At 55.2% G+C, this 15,916-nt stretch carries 30 protein-coding genes (1 of these 30 running past the window's edge); 29 read left to right on the plus strand and 1 reads right to left on the minus strand.

What is annotated here, in order from left to right:
• The first annotated feature begins 174 nt into the window (after nt 1-174).
• Both ompR and envZ read left to right on the plus strand, forming a co-directional pair.
• Entirely contained in the window at nt 175-894 is a 720-nt protein-coding gene (gene ompR / locus ABNP46_RS01220) for an osmolarity response regulator transcription factor OmpR (protein ID WP_349920649.1), read from the plus strand.
• On the plus strand, nt 891-2,201 hold the full coding sequence (gene envZ, locus ABNP46_RS01225) for a two-component system sensor histidine kinase EnvZ (RefSeq protein WP_349920650.1): 1,311 nt from the start codon (nt 891-893) through the stop codon (nt 2,199-2,201). The genes ompR and envZ overlap by 4 nt, the downstream gene beginning before the upstream one ends.
• Before the next feature lie 37 nt (nt 2,202-2,238).
• Here envZ and ABNP46_RS01230 read toward each other — a convergent pair whose 3' ends face one another.
• Nucleotides 2,239-3,153: a DMT family transporter gene (locus ABNP46_RS01230; RefSeq protein ID WP_349920651.1), complete on the minus strand. Its 915-nt coding sequence runs from the start codon at nt 3,151-3,153 to the stop codon at nt 2,239-2,241.
• A 355-nt stretch (nt 3,154-3,508) separates the two neighbouring features.
• Between ABNP46_RS01230 and rpsJ the strand changes: the two genes are divergently transcribed.
• The 27 genes from rpsJ to ABNP46_RS01365 form a co-directional block, all read left to right on the plus strand.
• A complete protein-coding gene (gene rpsJ, locus ABNP46_RS01235) occupies nt 3,509-3,820 on the plus strand; it encodes a 30S ribosomal protein S10 (protein ID WP_005307944.1) in 312 nt (103 codons plus the stop codon).
• Between the two features lie 22 nt (nt 3,821-3,842).
• Nucleotides 3,843-4,475 (plus strand): 50S ribosomal protein L3, encoded by a 633-nt coding sequence (gene rplC / locus ABNP46_RS01240; RefSeq protein ID WP_010672559.1) that lies wholly within the window; start codon nt 3,843-3,845, stop codon nt 4,473-4,475.
• A 17-nt stretch (nt 4,476-4,492) separates the two neighbouring features.
• Nucleotides 4,493-5,098 (plus strand): 50S ribosomal protein L4, encoded by a 606-nt coding sequence (gene rplD / locus ABNP46_RS01245; protein ID WP_005340616.1) that lies wholly within the window; start codon nt 4,493-4,495, stop codon nt 5,096-5,098.
• Nucleotides 5,095-5,397, plus strand: coding sequence for a 50S ribosomal protein L23 (gene rplW / locus ABNP46_RS01250; protein ID WP_005307955.1), 303 nt, complete (start codon nt 5,095-5,097; stop codon nt 5,395-5,397). The genes rplD and rplW overlap by 4 nt, the downstream gene beginning before the upstream one ends.
• Before the next feature lie 15 nt (nt 5,398-5,412).
• Nucleotides 5,413-6,234, plus strand: coding sequence for a 50S ribosomal protein L2 (rplB, locus tag ABNP46_RS01255; RefSeq protein ID WP_100292730.1), 822 nt, complete (start codon nt 5,413-5,415; stop codon nt 6,232-6,234).
• 22 nt (nt 6,235-6,256) lie between these two features.
• Nucleotides 6,257-6,535 (plus strand): 30S ribosomal protein S19, encoded by a 279-nt coding sequence (gene rpsS / locus ABNP46_RS01260; protein ID WP_005307960.1) that lies wholly within the window; start codon nt 6,257-6,259, stop codon nt 6,533-6,535.
• A gap of 10 nt (nt 6,536-6,545) precedes the next feature.
• A complete protein-coding gene (gene rplV, locus ABNP46_RS01265; RefSeq protein WP_005319741.1) occupies nt 6,546-6,890 on the plus strand; it encodes a 50S ribosomal protein L22 in 345 nt (114 codons plus the stop codon).
• Between the two features lie 3 nt (nt 6,891-6,893).
• Entirely contained in the window at nt 6,894-7,607 is a 714-nt protein-coding gene (gene rpsC / locus ABNP46_RS01270; RefSeq protein ID WP_005307962.1) for a 30S ribosomal protein S3, read from the plus strand.
• A gap of 13 nt (nt 7,608-7,620) precedes the next feature.
• The gene (gene rplP / locus ABNP46_RS01275; RefSeq protein WP_005307963.1) at nt 7,621-8,034 is read left to right on the plus strand and encodes a 50S ribosomal protein L16; all 414 of its coding nucleotides are present in this window, start codon (nt 7,621-7,623) and stop codon (nt 8,032-8,034) included.
• Entirely contained in the window at nt 8,034-8,225 is a 192-nt protein-coding gene (rpmC, locus tag ABNP46_RS01280; RefSeq protein ID WP_005307965.1) for a 50S ribosomal protein L29, read from the plus strand. The genes rplP and rpmC overlap by 1 nt, the downstream gene beginning before the upstream one ends.
• The gene (rpsQ, locus tag ABNP46_RS01285; protein ID WP_005307966.1) at nt 8,225-8,473 is read left to right on the plus strand and encodes a 30S ribosomal protein S17; all 249 of its coding nucleotides are present in this window, start codon (nt 8,225-8,227) and stop codon (nt 8,471-8,473) included. Before rpmC ends, rpsQ begins: the two co-directional genes overlap by 1 nt.
• Before the next feature lie 148 nt (nt 8,474-8,621).
• Nucleotides 8,622-8,990: a 50S ribosomal protein L14 gene (gene rplN / locus ABNP46_RS01290; RefSeq protein WP_005307975.1), complete on the plus strand. Its 369-nt coding sequence runs from the start codon at nt 8,622-8,624 to the stop codon at nt 8,988-8,990.
• A gap of 11 nt (nt 8,991-9,001) precedes the next feature.
• Nucleotides 9,002-9,319 (plus strand): 50S ribosomal protein L24, encoded by a 318-nt coding sequence (gene rplX / locus ABNP46_RS01295; RefSeq protein WP_025325387.1) that lies wholly within the window; start codon nt 9,002-9,004, stop codon nt 9,317-9,319.
• 13 nt (nt 9,320-9,332) lie between these two features.
• Entirely contained in the window at nt 9,333-9,872 is a 540-nt protein-coding gene (gene rplE, locus ABNP46_RS01300) for a 50S ribosomal protein L5 (protein WP_005331162.1), read from the plus strand.
• A 10-nt stretch (nt 9,873-9,882) separates the two neighbouring features.
• Nucleotides 9,883-10,188: a 30S ribosomal protein S14 gene (rpsN, locus tag ABNP46_RS01305; RefSeq protein ID WP_005331161.1), complete on the plus strand. Its 306-nt coding sequence runs from the start codon at nt 9,883-9,885 to the stop codon at nt 10,186-10,188.
• Nucleotides 10,189-10,207: 19 nt separating this feature from the next.
• Nucleotides 10,208-10,600, plus strand: coding sequence for a 30S ribosomal protein S8 (gene rpsH, locus ABNP46_RS01310; protein ID WP_005307980.1), 393 nt, complete (start codon nt 10,208-10,210; stop codon nt 10,598-10,600).
• A 13-nt stretch (nt 10,601-10,613) separates the two neighbouring features.
• Nucleotides 10,614-11,147, plus strand: a complete 534-nt coding sequence (gene rplF, locus ABNP46_RS01315) for a 50S ribosomal protein L6 (protein ID WP_349920652.1) — start codon at nt 10,614-10,616, stop codon at nt 11,145-11,147.
• Nucleotides 11,148-11,156: 9 nt separating this feature from the next.
• On the plus strand, nt 11,157-11,510 hold the full coding sequence (gene rplR, locus ABNP46_RS01320) for a 50S ribosomal protein L18 (RefSeq protein WP_025325389.1): 354 nt from the start codon (nt 11,157-11,159) through the stop codon (nt 11,508-11,510).
• A gap of 14 nt (nt 11,511-11,524) precedes the next feature.
• Nucleotides 11,525-12,025 carry a 30S ribosomal protein S5 gene (rpsE, locus tag ABNP46_RS01325; RefSeq protein ID WP_100860714.1) on the plus strand — a complete coding sequence of 167 codons (501 nt, stop codon included), beginning with the start codon at nt 11,525-11,527 and terminating at the stop codon, nt 12,023-12,025.
• 6 nt (nt 12,026-12,031) lie between these two features.
• Nucleotides 12,032-12,211 carry a 50S ribosomal protein L30 gene (rpmD, locus tag ABNP46_RS01330; protein WP_005307985.1) on the plus strand — a complete coding sequence of 60 codons (180 nt, stop codon included), beginning with the start codon at nt 12,032-12,034 and terminating at the stop codon, nt 12,209-12,211.
• A 2-nt stretch (nt 12,212-12,213) separates the two neighbouring features.
• A complete protein-coding gene (rplO, locus tag ABNP46_RS01335; protein ID WP_005307987.1) occupies nt 12,214-12,651 on the plus strand; it encodes a 50S ribosomal protein L15 in 438 nt (145 codons plus the stop codon).
• Between the two features lie 8 nt (nt 12,652-12,659).
• Nucleotides 12,660-13,988, plus strand: coding sequence for a preprotein translocase subunit SecY (gene secY / locus ABNP46_RS01340; protein ID WP_349920653.1), 1,329 nt, complete (start codon nt 12,660-12,662; stop codon nt 13,986-13,988).
• Between the two features lie 27 nt (nt 13,989-14,015).
• Nucleotides 14,016-14,129, plus strand: a complete 114-nt coding sequence (rpmJ, locus tag ABNP46_RS01345) for a 50S ribosomal protein L36 (protein WP_005319705.1) — start codon at nt 14,016-14,018, stop codon at nt 14,127-14,129.
• Between the two features lie 139 nt (nt 14,130-14,268).
• Entirely contained in the window at nt 14,269-14,625 is a 357-nt protein-coding gene (gene rpsM / locus ABNP46_RS01350; RefSeq protein ID WP_005307991.1) for a 30S ribosomal protein S13, read from the plus strand.
• A 14-nt stretch (nt 14,626-14,639) separates the two neighbouring features.
• Entirely contained in the window at nt 14,640-15,029 is a 390-nt protein-coding gene (gene rpsK / locus ABNP46_RS01355) for a 30S ribosomal protein S11 (protein ID WP_005319702.1), read from the plus strand.
• A 40-nt stretch (nt 15,030-15,069) separates the two neighbouring features.
• Nucleotides 15,070-15,690, plus strand: coding sequence for a 30S ribosomal protein S4 (gene rpsD / locus ABNP46_RS01360; protein WP_010672568.1), 621 nt, complete (start codon nt 15,070-15,072; stop codon nt 15,688-15,690).
• A gap of 25 nt (nt 15,691-15,715) precedes the next feature.
• Nucleotides 15,716-15,916: the beginning of a DNA-directed RNA polymerase subunit alpha gene (locus tag ABNP46_RS01365; protein ID WP_005307997.1), read on the plus strand. Its footprint extends 789 nt past the window's final position; the window shows 201 of its 990 coding nt (coding positions 1-201); the start codon lies at nt 15,716-15,718; the stop codon falls past the right edge of the window.

Here is a 15,916-nt window from a genome sequence, read left to right on the forward strand (position 1 = left end):
GGAGTCTTGGTGATGGCGCCCCGGCTGTGGGGGCAAAGGTATCAGAGAGGCCCGGGCTCTGACCATAGCCCGGAGTTTTAGCCGCGTCCGGGGTAATAACCGGTAACATATTTATGCTTTGCCGTTGGGAGGGGGAGCCCTAGTATTGGGGGCAGCGAGAGAGGAGTGGCAAGCATGAGTCAGCAATACAAGGTCCTGGTGGTCGACGATGACCTGAAACTGCGTTTCCTGCTGGAGCGTTATCTTACCGAGCAGGGGTTCATGGTACGGGGGGTCGCCAACGGCGAGCAGGCTGACCGGCTGTTGACGCGTGAGAACTTCAGCCTGATGGTGCTGGATCTGATGCTGCCGGGGGAAGATGGCCTATCCATCTGCCGCCGCCTGCGGGAAGCGGGCAACCAGATCCCGGTGCTCATGCTCACCGCCAAGGGGGACGAGGTGGATCGCATCGTCGGTCTCGAGATGGGGGCCGATGACTATCTGCCCAAGCCGTTCAATCCCCGCGAGCTGCTGGCCCGGATCCGCGCCGTGTTGCGCCGCCATACCGTCGAGCTGCCCGGTGCCCCCTCCGCCGCCGAGAAGATGGTGACCTTCGGTGCCTATCAACTCAACCTGGCGACCCGGGAGCTGAGCCGGGATGGAGAACCGGTCGCCCTGACCAGCGGCGAGTTCGCCGTGCTCAAGGTGCTGGTGAGCCACCCGCGCGAGCCGCTCTCCCGCGACAAGCTGATGAATCTGGCCCGGGGGAGGGAGTACACCGCCACCGAGCGCAGCATCGACGTGCAGGTTTCCCGCCTGCGTCGGTTGCTGGAGCAGGATCCTGCCCAGCCGCGCTATCTGCAGACCGTCTGGGGTCTGGGCTATGTGTTCGTACCGGACGGTGATGGCGCATGAAACGAGTGAGCAGCATGTTTTCCCGCATGCTCTGGTTTCTAGCCGCCGTGCTGGTGGTCTATCAGTTTGTCTCCTATGTCACCTTCTACAACTATCTGCTGTCGCCGGCGGTCAATCAGATCAGCCATCTGTTGGCCAACCAGGTCAAACTCATCTTCCCCGTCGATAGCAATCAGCTAGCCCTGAGCGAAGACGCCGAGGCTCTGGTCTATGTGGCGACCGGCAGCGACATCTATACCCAGAGCGAGGCGGAGCAGCACGGACTCAACGACTCCAAGCCCTATCCCTACCTGGAAGAGAACATCAGCAACGAGCTGAAGGGCAAGACCAAGGTCAGGGTCGAGATCCAGGATCACTACATCATCTGGATCCAGCCGCCCCAGGCCAGCCAGATGTGGGTGCGGATCCCGCTGACCGAGATTGAGGATGACGATATTGAGCCGCTGCTGCTCTATATGAGCGTGCTGCTGGTGGTGACCCTGTTCGCGGCCTGGCGATTCGCCCGCCAGCTGGTGCGCCCGCTGGAGGATCTGGAGGCGGGGGCCGTGGCGGTGGCCCGCGGCAACTTCCCCGATGCGCTGAGTGAGCAGGGCTCCCGGGAGGTACGCCGTCTGACCCGCACCTTCAACCACATGTCGAGCTCCATCAAGAGTCTGATAGAAGAGCGCAACCTGATGATGGCGGGGGTCTCCCATGACTTACGAACCCCCCTGACCCGCATCCGGCTGGCGACCGAGATGATGTCTTCCGGGGATGAGTACCTCAAGGAGAGCATCAACGCGGACATCGACGAGTCCAATGCCATCATCGATCAGTTCATCGACTACATCCGGCCGGACGAGGGGCTGGACATCCAGCAGATCGACCTGACCCAGCTGATCCACGATGCCCTGCTGATGCAGACCGATCAGGGCCTGGAGGTGGAGCTGCTGTTGCCGGAGCAGGCGGTGCGGGTGGCCTGCAACCCCGTTAGCCTGAGGCGCATCCTCAACAATCTGTCGGGCAACTCACTGCGCTACGGGGCGAGCCGCTTGCAGGCCGAGCTCAAGGATGATGGCCACTGGGTACGACTACGGCTCTCTGACAATGGCCCCGGTATCGCGGAGCAGGATTATCAGCGGGTGCTCAAGCCCTTCACCCAGGGCAATGTGGCACGTACCGTCGGCGGCAGTGGCCTGGGGCTGGCCATCGTCGCCAAGATAGTCTCTCTGCATCACGGCACCATACGGCTCGGTGGCTCGGCACTCGGGGGCCTGCTGGTGGAGATACGGCTGCCCAAGCAGCAGCCGCTGGAGTGGGTAGATTGAGACAGAGGGCGCATCGGAGGATGCGCCCTCTGTGTTTTCAGCCTTCGGAGCCGACCTTGTTGCGGTAGCGCTTGCCGTATTTGAGTTGCTGGGTGAGCAGGGCCGCCACGATCAGCGCCAATCCGATGGGGGTGGCCGGGTGTATGGTCTCGCCGATGAGCAGATTCAGCAGTACCAGCGAGGCGAAGGGGGAGATGAAGATGAGGTTGCTGATGGGGGCCGTGTTGGTGGCGTGACGCAGGGCCATCAGCCAGAGCACGAAGCCGAAGCCCATCTCGAACAGCCCCACATAGATGGCGCCGGCCCAGCCTTGCCAGGCGGTCATGGCGAAGCCCGCTATCAGCCAGGTCGCCACGACGATGAAAGGCAGGCTGATGAGGAAGCCGAGCAGCAGGTTGACGATGGGATCCCCTTGATTGCGGGTGTTGAGGATCCAGTAGCCGGCCCAGATGAGGGTCGATACCAGCGCCAGGGTCACGCCGAGGGGGCTGTCGAACTGCAGGCCGAACACGTCTCCCTTGGTGGCGATGACCAGGGCGCCGAAGTAGCCCAGCACGATGGCGACCCCGTCCCGGCGGCGCAGCTTCTGGCCGAGGAAGGGAACCGCCAGCAGGCTGAGGGTGATGGCCCAGGTGTAGTTGAGGGTTTGAGCCTGCTGGGCGGGTAGCAGATCATAGGCCTTGAACAGCAGCAGGTAATAGAGAAAGGGGTTCAGTACCCCCAGGGCCAGATAATAGAGAGGGCGAGCCCGGATGTAGTTCAGCAACAGGGGCAGCTTGCCCTGCTTGGCGACGATGGCGGTGAGGGTCAGGGTCGAGGTGAAGGCGGCGACGAGCAGCAACTGCACGGGCTCGAAATAGGTGAGGGATATCTTGAAGGCGGTGGCGACTGTCGACCAGAGCGCCACGGCGCAAAGTCCATACTGGTAGGCTTTCTTCTGATCTTTGAGCATCGCGGTCGTTCCGTTGACAGAGGCAGGGGCGCAGTCTAGCAGTCCGCTCGGCACCTTGTCGTCATCATGGTATCGAGGTCAGGCGAGGCCGCCTGGGCGAGATCCGTCCGCGACGGATGATTGTGCACAATCTGTTCGCCTTCTCTTGCATGAATTGAAAAAATCCGTATAATCCCCTCCGCTTACCCATGAGGTAAGCCAGACGATATGTCTGCATGCTGAGCTTCTCGTTTACGCGGGCCAGCCATACAGTCCTCCCGATATGGGGGGAAACGTGAAAAATCACACCTCTGGCGGGAGTAATCCCGGTCGGGCGGTGTTGATTTATGTTCTTTTATCTATTGGAGCTCTGTCAATGCAGAACCAAAGAATCCGTATCCGCCTGAAGGCTTTTGATCATCGCCTGATCGATCAATCCACTGCGGAAATCGTTGAAACTGCAAAGCGCACCGGCGCGCAGGTTCGCGGTCCTATTCCGCTGCCGACTCGCAAAGAGCGCTTCACCGTTCTGATCTCCCCGCACGTCAACAAAGACGCGCGTGATCAGTACGAGATCCGCACTCACAAGCGTCTGGTAGACATCGTTGAACCGACTGACAAGACCGTAGACGCGCTGATGCGTCTGGATCTGGCAGCTGGTGTAGACGTCCAGATCAGCCTGGGTTAATTACGGAAAGAGGTTGATAACAATGACAATCGGTCTTGTAGGTCGCAAAGTGGGTATGACTCGCATCTTCACCGAAGATGGCGTTTCTATCCCGGTGACTGTTATCGAAGTTGAAGCTAACCGTGTAACTCAGGTCAAATCTGTAGAAACCGACGGCTACAACGCTATTCAGGTTACCACTGGCGCCAAGAAAGCCAGCCGTGTAACCAAGCCGGAAGCTGGCCACTTTGCCAAAGCTGGTGTAGAAGCCGGTCGCGGTCTGTGGGAATTCCGCCTGAACAACGGTGAAACTTTCACTGTTGGTAGCGAGCTGAAAGTAGATCTTCTCGCTGACGTTAAGCTGGTAGACGTTACCGGCACATCCAAGGGTAAAGGTTTTGCCGGTACTGTTAAGCGCTGGAACTTCCGTACCCAGGATATGACCCACGGTAACTCTCTGTCCCACCGTGTACCTGGCTCCATCGGTCAAAACCAGACCCCGGGCCGTGTATTCAAGGGCAAAAAGATGGCTGGTCACATGGGTGCTGAGCGTGTAACGACTCAGAACCTGGAACTGGTTCGTGTTGACGCTGAACGCAACCTGCTGCTCATCAAAGGCGCAGTACCGGGTGCAACCAACGGCAACGTGATCGTTAAACCTGCCGTCAAAGCGTAACGTCTGAGGAGATAGTAATGGAATTGGTAATGAAAGACGCCAAGAGCGCTCTTGAAGTTTCCGAGACTACCTTCGGGCGCGAATTCAACGAAGCCCTGGTTCACCAGGTTGTCGTTGCTTATGCCGCTGGTGCCCGTCAGGGTACTCGTGCGCAGCTGACTCGCTCTGAAGTGTCTGGTGGCGGCAAAAAGCCGTGGCGTCAGAAGGGTACTGGTCGTGCCCGTGCTGGCTCCATCCGTTCGCCCATCTGGCGTTCCGGTGGTGTGACCTTTGCTGCTAAGCCGCAAGATCACAGCCAAAAAGTAAACAAGAAGATGTACCGCGGCGCTATCCGTAGCATCCTGTCCGAGCTGGTACGTCAAGAGCGTCTGATCGTTGTTGAGAAATTCGGCATCGAAGCTCCGAAGACCAAAGAACTGATCGCCAAGCTGAAAGAGATGGAACTGACTGACGTTCTGATCGTGACCGCTGAAGTCGATGAGAACCTGTTCCTGGCTGCTCGCAACCTGTACAAAGTTGACGTGCGTGACGTTGCCGGTATCGACCCGGTCAGCCTGATCGCCTTCGACAAGGTTCTGATGACTGCTGATGCAGTGAAGCAAATCGAGGAGATGCTGGCATGATCCGCGAAGAACGTCTGTTGAAAGTTCTGAAGGCTCCGCACATCTCTGAAAAGAGCACCATGGTTGCAGAAAAGCAGAACACTATCGTGTTCAAAGTTGCTGTTGATGCCACCAAGGCGGAAGTCAAAGCTGCAGTTGCGAAACTGTTCGAGGTCGAAGTTGAGACCGTCCGTACCCTGAACATGAAGGGTAAGACCAAGCGCGCAGGTGCACGCGTAGGCCGTCGTTCCGATTGGAAGAAGGCTTATGTCACCCTGAAAGCGGGTCAGGACATCGACTTCATGGGCGCAGCCGAGTAAGAGGAGTTCTCAAAAATGGCAATCGTTAAGTGCAAGCCTACTTCTCCGGGCCGCCGCCACGTCGTCAAGATCGTCAACCAAGAGCTGTACAAGGGCAAGCCCTTCGCCGCTCTGCTGGACAGCAAAAGCAAGTCCGGTGGTCGTAACAACAACGGCCGCATCACCACTCGTCACATCGGTGGTGGTCACAAGCAACACTACCGTCTGGTCGACTTCAAGCGCGACAAAGACGGCATTCCGGCCAAAGTAGAGCGTCTGGAATACGATCCTAACCGTACCGCAAACATCGCCCTGGTGCTGTATGCAGATGGTGAGCGTCGTTACATCCTGGCTCCGAAAGGCCTGAAAGCAGGTGATGCTATCGCTTCTGGTGCTGATGCTGCGATCAAGGTAGGTAACACCCTGCCGATGCGTAACATCCCGGTCGGTTCTACCGTTCACGCCGTAGAGATGAAGCCTGGTAAAGGTGCCCAGCTGGCTCGTTCCGCTGGTACTTTCATCCAGATCCTGGCTCGTGAAGGTAACTATGTAACTCTGCGTCTGCGTTCCGGCGAAGTACGTAAAGTTCTGGCCGAGTGCCGCGCTACCATCGGTGAAGTCGGTAACTCCGAGCACATGCTGCGTCAACTGGGTAAAGCCGGTGCAAACCGCTGGCGTGGTATTCGTCCGACCGTTCGCGGTATGGCGATGAACCCGGTTGATCACCCGCACGGTGGTGGTGAGGGTCGTAACAAGGGCATGCAGCCTGTGTCCCCATGGGGCCAGAAGGCTAAGGGCTTCAAGACCCGTAAGAACAAGCGTACCGACAAGTACATCGTACGTCGTCGTAACAAGTAATTGTTAACATAGAGGAATCACCATGCCACGTTCTCTCAAGAAGGGTCCATTTATTGACCTGCACTTGCTGAAGAAGGTAGAGAAAGCGGTGGAAAGCGGGGATAAAAAGCCGGTTAAGACCTGGTCCCGTCGTTCAATGATCATCCCGAACATGATCGGTTTGACCATCGCTGTCCATAATGGTCGTCAGCACGTTCCGGTTTTCGTTACCGAAGAAATGATCGGTCACAAACTGGGTGAATTCGCACCGACTCGTACTTATCGCGGCCATGCTGCTGATAAGAAGGCTAAGAAGCGCTAAGGGATAAATGATGGAAGCTATCGCTAAACACCGTTATGCCCGTACTTCTGCCCAGAAAGCTCGTCTGGTAGCCGATCAAGTACGTGGTCTGTCCGTAGACAAGGCTCTGAACATCCTGACCTTCAGCCCGAAAAAGGCTGCTGTTCTGGTGAAGAAAGTGCTGGAATCTGCCATTGCCAACGCTGAGCACAACGAAGGCGCCGACATCGACGCCCTGCGTGTTGCCACCATCATGGTAGACGAAGGTCCCTCCATGAAGCGCATCCGCCCGCGTGCCAAAGGTCGCGCGGATCGTATCCTCAAGCGTACCGCTCACATCACTGTAGTGGTATCCGACGCTAAGGCTGGGAGATAAGCAATGGGTCAGAAAGTACATCCTAATGGCATTCGCCTGGGTATTACCAAGCCTTGGAATTCTACCTGGTTCGCGAACACCAAAGACTTCGCTGACAACCTGTACAGCGATTTCCAAGTACGCCAGTTCCTGACCAAGGAGCTGAAAAACGCTTCCTTGTCCAAGATCACTATCGAGCGTCCGGCCAAGAGCATCCGTGTGACCATTCACACTGCTCGTCCGGGTGTCGTGATCGGCAAGAAAGGCGAAGACGTTGAGAAACTGCGCAAAGCTGTAGCCACTATTGCTGGCGTGCCTGCTCAGATCAACATTTCCGAAGTCCGCAAGCCGGAGCTGGATGGCAAACTGGTTGCCGACAGCATCACTTCTCAGCTGGAACGTCGCGTAATGTTCCGTCGCGCTATGAAGCGCGCCGTACAGAACGCCATGCGCCTGGGTGCCAAGGGCATCAAAGTTGAAGTGTCCGGTCGTCTGGGCGGCGCTGAAATCGCGCGTACCGAATGGTACCGTGAAGGTCGTGTGCCGTTGCACACCCTGCGTGCCGACATCGACTACGCAACTTCTGAAGCCCACACCACTTACGGTGTGATCGGCGTTAAAGTTTGGATCTTCAAGGGCGAAGTTCTGGGCGGTCTGGCTGCAGTCAATGCTGCCGCTGCTCAAGAGCAAGCTCCTGCGAAGCCCAAGCGTGACAACAAGCGCCGCGCTGCCAAGTAAGGAGATTCGGTAAATGTTGCAACCAAAGCGTACTAAATTCCGCAAGACCCACAAGGGTCGTAACCGCGGTCTGGCCAACTCCGGTAACGAAGTATCCTTCGGTACCTTCGGCCTGAAGGCGACATCCCGTGGTCAACTGACTGCTCGTCAAATCGAAGCAGCCCGTCGTGCCATGACCCGTCACGTTAAGCGTCAGGGTAAAATCTGGATCCGTGTGTTCCCGGACAAGCCGATTACCGAAAAGCCCCTCGAAGTTCGTATGGGTAAAGGTAAGGGTAACGTCGAATACTGGGTATGCCCGATCCAGCCTGGCAAAGTTCTGTACGAGATGGACGGTGTTCCCGAGGCTCTGGCCCGTGAAGCATTCGCCCTGGCCGCTGCTAAGCTGTCCGTTCAGACCACTTTCGTAATCAAGACGGTGATGTGATGAAAGCCCAAGATCTGCGTCAAAAGAGCGTCGAAGAACTGAACCAGGAGCTGCTGGGTCTGCTGCGTGAGCAATTCAACATGCGCATGCAAGCTTCCACCGGCCAGCTGGCTCAGACTCACACTCTGAAACAAGTGCGTCGTGACGTCGCACGTATCAAGACTGTACTGACTGAGAAGGCAGGTGCGTAATGACTGACAAGATCCGTACTCTGCAAGGTCGTGTAATCAGCGACAAGATGGACAAGTCCATCACTGTTGCTATCGAGCGCAAGGTAAAGCACCCGATCTACGGTAAGATCATCAAGCGCACTACCAAGCTGCACGTACACGACGAGAACAACGAGTGTAAAGCTGGCGATCTCGTGGAAATCCGCGAGTGCCGCCCGCTGTCCAAGACCAAGTCCTGGACCCTGGTTGCTGTCGTAGAAAAGGCCTAATCGGTACTTTTTAGCTCAAACGGCCCCTTATCGGGGCCGTTTGTTTTTTAGGCTACCTTTTCAAAAACAGCTGTGTTATAGTTTCGCGCCTTTTGAAGGCAGCCAGATCCCCGCAAGGGATAAGAAGTAAACAAAGCGGAGCACTAAGATGATCCAGATGCAAAGTATGCTGGGTGTTGCCGACAACTCCGGCGCTCGCAGTGTAATGTGTATTAAGGTTCTGGGTGGTTCGCACCGCCGTTACGCCGGCATCGGCGACATCATTAAGGTTTCCATCAAGGAAGCTATTCCTCGCGGTAAAGTGAAGAAAGGTGATGTGTATAACGCGGTGGTCGTACGCACCCGTAAAGGCGTTCGTCGTCCGGACGGCTCTGTCATCCGTTTCGACAACAATGCGGCTGTGTTGCTTAACAACAACCAACAGCCAATCGGTACTCGTATTTTTGGCCCGGTGACCCGTGAACTCCGTAATGAGAAGTTCATGAAGATTGTGTCCCTGGCACCCGAAGTACTGTAAGGAGTCGAACGATGGCAGCTAAAATCCGTCGCGAAGACGAAGTAATTGTTCTTACCGGCAAAGACAAGGGCAAGCGTGGCAAAGTCACTCAAGTCCTGATTGCAAAAGGTAAGGTAATCGTTGAAGGCATCAACCAGGTGAAGAAACACCAGAAGCCGGTACCCGCACTGGGTCAGGCTGGCGGTATCGTCACCAAAGAAGCCCCCATCGATGTATCTAACATCGCGCTGTTCAACTCTGCCACTGGCAAGGCTGACCGCGTTGGTTTCCGGATTGAAGACGGCAAGAAAGTCCGTTTCTTCAAATCCACCGGCGAACTTGTGAAGTAATTGGAGTTTAACGATGGCGAAACTGCATGATTACTACAAATCCGATGTAGTAAATGAACTGTCCAAGCAGTTCGGTTACAAGACTATCATGCAAGTCCCTCGGATCGAGAAAATCACCCTGAACATGGGTGTTGGTGAAGCGATCTCTGACAAGAAACTGCTGGAAAATGCTGCTGCCGATATGGCTGCCATTTCCGGTCAGAAACCGCTGATCACCAAAGCACGCAAATCTGTTGCGGGCTTCAAGATTCGTGAAGGCTACCCGATAGGTTGTAAAGTAACCCTGCGTGGCGAGCGTATGTGGGAGTTCCTGGAACGGCTGATTTGCATCTCCGTACCGCGTATCCGTGACTTCCGTGGTCTGAACGCCAAGGCGTTCGATGGCCGTGGTAACTACTCCATGGGCGTGCGTGAGCAAATCATCTTCCCGGAAATCGACTATGACAAGGTCGATCGCGTCCGTGGTCTGGATATCACCATCACCACTTCCGCGAATACCGACGAAGAAGGCCGTGCTCTGCTGGCTGCCTTTAACTTCCCATTCCGCAAGTAAGGTTAGGGTTATGGCTAAAACATCCATGAAAGCGCGCGAAGCAAAGCGTGCGAAGCTGGCAGCCAAGTTCGCGACCAAGCGTACCGAGCTGAAAGCTATCATCGTTGATATGAACGCTTCTGAAGAAGCGCGTTGGGACGCTGTCTTGCAACTGCAACAGCTGCCCCGTGATTCCAGTCCGTCCCGCCAGCGTAACCGTTGCAATATTACTGGTCGTCCGCACGGTTTCCTGCGCAAGTTTGGTCTGTCCCGCATCAAGGTGCGTGAGCATGCCATGAAGGGCGAAATTCCAGGCCTCAAAAAGGCCTCTTGGTAAGAATCTCGGGAGTTAGACTATGAGCATGCAAGATCCGATCGCGGATATGCTGACCCGCATCCGTAACGGTCAGGCGGCGAGCAAAGTTGCGGTTTCCATGCCTTCTTCCAAGCTGAAAGTGGCTATTGCCAAAGTGCTGAAAGAAGAAGGTTACATCGCTGGCTACTCCGTAGCTGGTGACGTGAAGCCGGAACTGGAAATTGAACTGAAATATTTCCAGGGCAAGCCGGTTGTAGAACTGATCCAACGCGTGAGCCGTCCCGGCCTGCGTATTTACAAGCGCACTACTGATCTGCCGAAAGTCATGGGCGGTCTCGGTGTTGCTATCGTGTCCACGTCTAAAGGTGTGATGACCGACCGTGCTGCCCGCAAGGCAAGCATGGGTGGTGAGATCATCTGCTACGTCGCTTAATAGGAGGTCGGAAATGTCTCGCGTTGCTAAGGCACCCGTCACTATTCCTGCTGGCGTAGAGGTGACTCTGAACGGTCAGGAACTGTCCATCAAAGGTGGTAAAGGTTCCCTGGTTCGTTCCATCCACGCCGGTGTAGAAGTGACCAAAGAAGACAATGTACTGAAGTTCGCCCCGCGCGACGGCATCGCTGGTGCTGACGCTCAGGCCGGTACTGCCCGTGCATTGGTCAACAACATGGTAATCGGTGTTACCCAAGGCTTCGAGCGCAAGCTGCAGCTGGTTGGTGTAGGTTACAAAGCCTCCATCAAGGGCAATGCTGTCGCGCTGGCTCTGGGCTTCTCTCACCCGGTAGAGCATGCGCTGCCGGCTGGTGTCACCGCTGAATGCCCGACCGCTACTGAGATCGTTCTCCGTGGTGTGGACAAGCAGCTGGTTGGCCAAGTCGCCGCCGATATCCGTTCTTACCGCGCTCCGGAGCCCTACAAGGGCAAGGGTGTACGCTATGCCAATGAGCAAGTGCGTACTAAAGAAGCTAAGAAGAAGTAAGGTAACACTATGGACAAGAAAGCAGCTCGTCTCCGTCGTGCTACTCGTGCTCGGAAAAAGATGCAGGAACTGGGAGCTACCCGTCTGGTTGTTCACCGTACCCCGCGTCATATCTATGCGCAGGTTATCGCAGCCAACGGTTCCGAAGTTCTGGCCTCTGCTTCCACAGTAGAGAAAGCCATCAGTGAAGCTATCAAATACACCGGTAATGCTGATGCAGCTACCGCTGTAGGTAAAGCTATCGCTGAGCGTGCGATTGCCAAAGGCGTTCAGAACGTATCTTTCGATCGTTCCGGTTTCAAGTATCACGGTCGTGTAGCCGCTCTGGCTGCCGCTGCTCGTGACGCTGGTCTTCAGTTCTAAGCTAGGAGTCGAAGATGGCTAAAATCGAATCTCAAGCCGGCGAACTGCAAGAAAAGCTGATTGCAGTAAACCGTGTTTCGAAAACTGTTAAAGGTGGTCGTATCATGTCCTTCACCGCGTTGACCGTGGTGGGTGATGGTAACGGCCGTGTAGGTTACGGTTACGGTAAAGCCCGTGAAGTTCCGGCTGCCATTCAAAAGGCAATGGAACAGGCTAAGCGTAACCTGAACAAGGTTGAGCTGAACAACGGCACTCTGCACCACCCGGTGCGTGGTGTTCACTCTGGCTCCACCGTGTTCATGAAGCCGGCCTCCCAAGGTACTGGTATCATTGCCGGCGGCGCCATGCGTGCCGTGCTGGAAGTGGCTGGTATCCACAACGTGCTGGCTAAGACCTACGGTTCCACCAACCCAATCAACGTTGTTCGCGCAACTGTAGACGCTCTGGTACACGGCCAATCGCCGGAACAGATCGCTGCCAAGCGTGGTCTGCGCGTTGAAGAAATTCTGGGGTAATGCGACATGGCTAACACTGTAAAAGTAACTCAAACTCGCAGCTCTATCGGCCGTCTGCCAAAGCACAAGGCGACTCTGCGTGGTCTGGGTCTGCGTCGCATTGGTCACACCGTTGAGCTGGAAGATACTCCCTGCGTACGCGGCATGATCAACCAGGTTTATTACATGGTTAAGGTGGAGGGCTAAGCATGCGTCTGAATACTCTGTCTCCGGCCGCTGGTTCCAAGCGCGTTAAGCACCGTCCGGGCCGTGGTATCGGTTCTGGTCTGGGCAAAACTGGTGGTCGTGGTGTTAAAGGTCAAACTTCTCGTTCCGGTGGCGGCAAAGTTCGCAACGGCTTCGAGGGTGGCCAGATGCCTTTGAAAATCCGTCTGCCGAAGTTCGGTTTCTTCTCCCGCAAATCTTTGGTGTCTGCCGAAGTGCGTCTGAACGAAATCGCCCTGGTAGAAGGTGATGTGGTCGATGTGAGCACTCTGAAGCAAGCCGGTGTTATTACCAAAAACATCGTGTTCGCTAAAGTTGTTCTGTCTGGCAACATTGACCGTGCTGTGACTGTTCGTGGTCTGTCCGTCACCAAGGGTGCACGTGCAGCCATCGAGGCCGCTGGCGGTAAAATCGAGGAATAATCAGTACAATGGCTAAGAAACCAGGATTGGATGTTAAAGCACAAGGTGGTCTGAGTGAACTGAAGAGCCGTCTGCTCTTCGTTCTCGGGGCGATTATCGTTTTCCGTGCAGGCTCTTATGTGCCGATTCCTGGTATTGACGCCGCCGTACTGGCCGAGTTGTTCCAACAACAGAAGGGCACCATCATTGAGATGTTCAACATGTTCAGTGGTGGTGCACTCTCGCGTGCTTCTATTCTTGCGCTGGGGATCATGCCGTACATTTCGGCGTCGATCATCATCCAGCTGCTGACTGTGGTTCACCCCGCTCTTGCTGAACTCAAGAAGGAAGGTGAAGCCGGCCGTCGCAAGATTAGCCAATATACCCGTTGGGGCACGCTGGTTTTGGGAACTTTCCAGGCCATTGGTATCGCAACCGGTCTGCCGAATATGATGCAAGGACTCGTGACTCATCCGGGTTTGGGCTTCTATTTCACAGCCGTTGTGAGTCTGGTCACCGGTACCATGTTCTTGATGTGGTTGGGTGAACAGATTACCGAGCGTGGGATTGGTAATGGTATCTCGTTGATTATCTTCACAGGTATCGTTGCCGGTCTGCCTCATGCCATTGGCGCTACGGCCGAACAGGCACGTCAAGGGGAATTGCACATCCTGCTGTTGTTGTTGCTGGGCTTGATTGTTTTCGCAGTGACTTACTTTGTGGTGTTCGTGGAGCGTGGTCAGCGTCGTATCGTCGTTAACTATGCCAAACGTCAACAAGGCCGCCAGGTATTCGCCGCGCAAAGCACACACCTGCCATTGAAAGTGAATATGGCCGGTGTGATTCCTGCGATTTTCGCATCGAGCATTATCCTCTTCCCTGGGACCATTACCTCTTGGTTTGGTCAGGGCGAGGGCAAGGTCGCTGATATCCTGCAACAGGTCTCTATGGTCCTGCAGCCGGGTCAGCCCCTGTATGAAATGCTCTATGCAGCAGCCATTATCTTCTTCTGCTTCTTCTATACCGCGTTGGTATTCAACCCCCGCGAGACAGCAGATAACCTGAAGAAGAGTGGAGCCTTTATCCCGGGGATTCGCCCGGGCGAGCAGACAGCACGTTACATCGATAAGGTTATGACACGCCTGACATTGGCAGGTGCGCTCTATATAACCTTTATCTGTCTGGTACCTCAGTTCTTGATGACTGCCTGGAACGTACAGTTCTATTTCGGTGGCACTTCGCTGCTGATTATCGTGGTGGTTATCATGGACTTCATGGCTCAGGTACAAACCCATATGATGTCTCATCAATATGGCGACGTCCTGAGGAAGGCCAACCTGAAGGGCTACGGCCGCTAAAGGTCGGCGTAGTTACGGAGTTAAGCAATGAAAGTTCGTGCTTCCGTTAAGGCAATCTGCCGTAACTGCAAAATCATCAAGCGTCACGGTGTGGTGCGTGTGATTTGCAGTGAGCCAAAGCATAAACAGCGCCAAGGCTAATTTTTTACGGTTAGTACTTGCAACAAATAGTTGTGCTGGCTAATATAGCCAGCCAACTTTTGTTGTGTATTGGTTGACCGCCACGTATCCGCTCACGGGCTTTGTGGTGGTCGTTATCTACGCTACGTAGGAGTGAACAGTGGCCCGTATCGCTGGCATTAACATTCCTGACCATAAGCACGCAGTCATTGCGTTGACTGCAATTTATGGCGTCGGTCGTACCCGCTCCAAGGCCATCTGTGCCGCAGCCGGTATTGCTGAGAATGTGAAAATTAAAGACTTGGACGAAGCTCAGATCGAGAGTCTGCGCGAGCAAGTAGGTAAATTCACCGTTGAAGGTGACTTGCGTCGTCAGATTTCCATGAACATCAAGCGATTGATGGATCTGGGTTGCTACCGTGGTTTGCGTCACCGTCGTAGCCTGCCTGTTCGTGGTCAACGTACCAAGACCAATGCTCGTACCCGTAAGGGTCCGCGCAAGGCTATCAAGAAGTAACGGGAAGGTAGAAAATGGCTAAAACTCCGACTCGTGCTCGCAAGCGCGTTAAAAAGCAAGTGAGCGACGGTATTGCGCACGTTCATGCATCTTTCAACAACACAATCGTGACCATTACTGACCGTCAGGGCAATGCTCTGTCTTGGGCTACCTCTGGTGGTTCCGGTTTCCGTGGTTCCCGTAAGTCCACTCCGTTTGCTGCCCAGGTAGCTGCTGAGCGTGCTGGTGAGATCGCCAAAGAATACGGCGTGAAGAACCTGGAAGTCATGGTCAAAGGTCCGGGTCCCGGTCGTGAGTCTTCCATCCGCGCTCTGAACGCGGCTGGTTTCCGCATCACTAACATTACTGATGTGACTCCGATCCCGCACAACGGTTGTCGTCCTCCCAAGAAGCGCCGCGTGTAACGCTGGTAGCTACTTGGTCTAGGATTGTTGGAGAAAGAAGATGGCAAGATATATCGGTCCTAAGCTTAAGCTTAGCCGTCGTGAGGGCACCGACCTCTTCCTGAAGTCTGGTGTTCGTGCGATTGATTCTAAGTGCAAGATTGACACCGTTCCTGGTCAACACGGTGCGCGTAAAGCGCGTCTGTCCGACTACGGTGTGCAACTGCGCGAGAAACAAAAAGTACGTCGTATCTACGGCGTATTGGAAAAACAGTTCCGCAACTACTACCGCGACGCTGCCCGTCAAAAGGGTAACACCGGTGAAAACCTGTTGCAGCTGCTGGAAGGTCGTCTGGACAACGTCGTCTACCGCATGGGCTTCGGCGCCACTCGTGCTGAATCTCGTCAGCTGGTGAGCCACAAAGCCATCATGGTAAACGGCCGTGTCGTGAATGTTCCTTCTTTCCAGGTATCCCCTGAGGACGTGATCTGCGTTCGTGAGAAGGCTAAAAAGCAAGCGCGTATCAAAGCTTCCCTGGAAGTTGCTGGTCAGCGCGAGAAGCCGACTTGGGTAGAGGTTGACGCTGCTAAGATGGAAGGTGCCTTCAAGCGCCTGCCAGAGCGTTCCGACCTGTCTGCCGACATTAACGAACAGCTGATCGTCGAGCTTTACTCCAAGTAAAGCTAGCTTCTAAAGAGAGGACACAATGCTGGGTTCTGTAACAGATTTTCTTAAACCGCGGCTAGTTGACATCGAGCAAGTTAGCCCGACTCACGCGAAAGTGACTCTCGAGCCGCTTGAGCGTGGCTTTGGTCACACGCTGGGCAATGCTCTGCGTCGTATTTTGCTGTCATCTATGCCCGGTTGTGCGGTTACTGAAGTCGAGATCGACGGAGTACTGCACGAG

This window comes from Aeromonas veronii, from assembly GCF_040215105.1.
GTDB classification, from domain to species: Bacteria; Pseudomonadota; Gammaproteobacteria; order Enterobacterales; family Aeromonadaceae; genus Aeromonas; species Aeromonas veronii_G.

Bases quoted from the DNA above. Each gene is read 5' to 3' on its own strand.
- ompR (WP_349920649.1), top strand. From the start codon at position 175: ATGAGTCAGCAATACAAGGTCCTGGTGGTCGACGATGACCTGAAACTG.
- envZ (WP_349920650.1), top strand. From the start codon at position 891: ATGAAACGAGTGAGCAGCATGTTTTCCCGCATGCTCTGGTTTCTAGCC.
- ABNP46_RS01230 (WP_349920651.1), bottom strand. From the start codon at position 3,153: ATGCTCAAAGATCAGAAGAAAGCCTACCAGTATGGACTTTGCGCCGTG.
- rpsJ (WP_005307944.1), top strand. From the start codon at position 3,509: ATGCAGAACCAAAGAATCCGTATCCGCCTGAAGGCTTTTGATCATCGC.
- rplC (WP_010672559.1), top strand. From the start codon at position 3,843: ATGACAATCGGTCTTGTAGGTCGCAAAGTGGGTATGACTCGCATCTTC.
- rplD (WP_005340616.1), top strand. From the start codon at position 4,493: ATGGAATTGGTAATGAAAGACGCCAAGAGCGCTCTTGAAGTTTCCGAG.
- rplW (WP_005307955.1), top strand. From the start codon at position 5,095: ATGATCCGCGAAGAACGTCTGTTGAAAGTTCTGAAGGCTCCGCACATC.
- rplB (WP_100292730.1), top strand. From the start codon at position 5,413: ATGGCAATCGTTAAGTGCAAGCCTACTTCTCCGGGCCGCCGCCACGTC.
- rpsS (WP_005307960.1), top strand. From the start codon at position 6,257: ATGCCACGTTCTCTCAAGAAGGGTCCATTTATTGACCTGCACTTGCTG.
- rplV (WP_005319741.1), top strand. From the start codon at position 6,546: ATGGAAGCTATCGCTAAACACCGTTATGCCCGTACTTCTGCCCAGAAA.
- rpsC (WP_005307962.1), top strand. From the start codon at position 6,894: ATGGGTCAGAAAGTACATCCTAATGGCATTCGCCTGGGTATTACCAAG.
- rplP (WP_005307963.1), top strand. From the start codon at position 7,621: ATGTTGCAACCAAAGCGTACTAAATTCCGCAAGACCCACAAGGGTCGT.
- rpmC (WP_005307965.1), top strand. From the start codon at position 8,034: ATGAAAGCCCAAGATCTGCGTCAAAAGAGCGTCGAAGAACTGAACCAG.
- rpsQ (WP_005307966.1), top strand. From the start codon at position 8,225: ATGACTGACAAGATCCGTACTCTGCAAGGTCGTGTAATCAGCGACAAG.
- rplN (WP_005307975.1), top strand. From the start codon at position 8,622: ATGATCCAGATGCAAAGTATGCTGGGTGTTGCCGACAACTCCGGCGCT.
- rplX (WP_025325387.1), top strand. From the start codon at position 9,002: ATGGCAGCTAAAATCCGTCGCGAAGACGAAGTAATTGTTCTTACCGGC.
- rplE (WP_005331162.1), top strand. From the start codon at position 9,333: ATGGCGAAACTGCATGATTACTACAAATCCGATGTAGTAAATGAACTG.
- rpsN (WP_005331161.1), top strand. From the start codon at position 9,883: ATGGCTAAAACATCCATGAAAGCGCGCGAAGCAAAGCGTGCGAAGCTG.
- rpsH (WP_005307980.1), top strand. From the start codon at position 10,208: ATGAGCATGCAAGATCCGATCGCGGATATGCTGACCCGCATCCGTAAC.
- rplF (WP_349920652.1), top strand. From the start codon at position 10,614: ATGTCTCGCGTTGCTAAGGCACCCGTCACTATTCCTGCTGGCGTAGAG.
- rplR (WP_025325389.1), top strand. From the start codon at position 11,157: ATGGACAAGAAAGCAGCTCGTCTCCGTCGTGCTACTCGTGCTCGGAAA.
- rpsE (WP_100860714.1), top strand. From the start codon at position 11,525: ATGGCTAAAATCGAATCTCAAGCCGGCGAACTGCAAGAAAAGCTGATT.
- rpmD (WP_005307985.1), top strand. From the start codon at position 12,032: ATGGCTAACACTGTAAAAGTAACTCAAACTCGCAGCTCTATCGGCCGT.
- rplO (WP_005307987.1), top strand. From the start codon at position 12,214: ATGCGTCTGAATACTCTGTCTCCGGCCGCTGGTTCCAAGCGCGTTAAG.
- secY (WP_349920653.1), top strand. From the start codon at position 12,660: ATGGCTAAGAAACCAGGATTGGATGTTAAAGCACAAGGTGGTCTGAGT.
- rpmJ (WP_005319705.1), top strand. From the start codon at position 14,016: ATGAAAGTTCGTGCTTCCGTTAAGGCAATCTGCCGTAACTGCAAAATC.
- rpsK (WP_005319702.1), top strand. From the start codon at position 14,640: ATGGCTAAAACTCCGACTCGTGCTCGCAAGCGCGTTAAAAAGCAAGTG.
- rpsD (WP_010672568.1), top strand. From the start codon at position 15,070: ATGGCAAGATATATCGGTCCTAAGCTTAAGCTTAGCCGTCGTGAGGGC.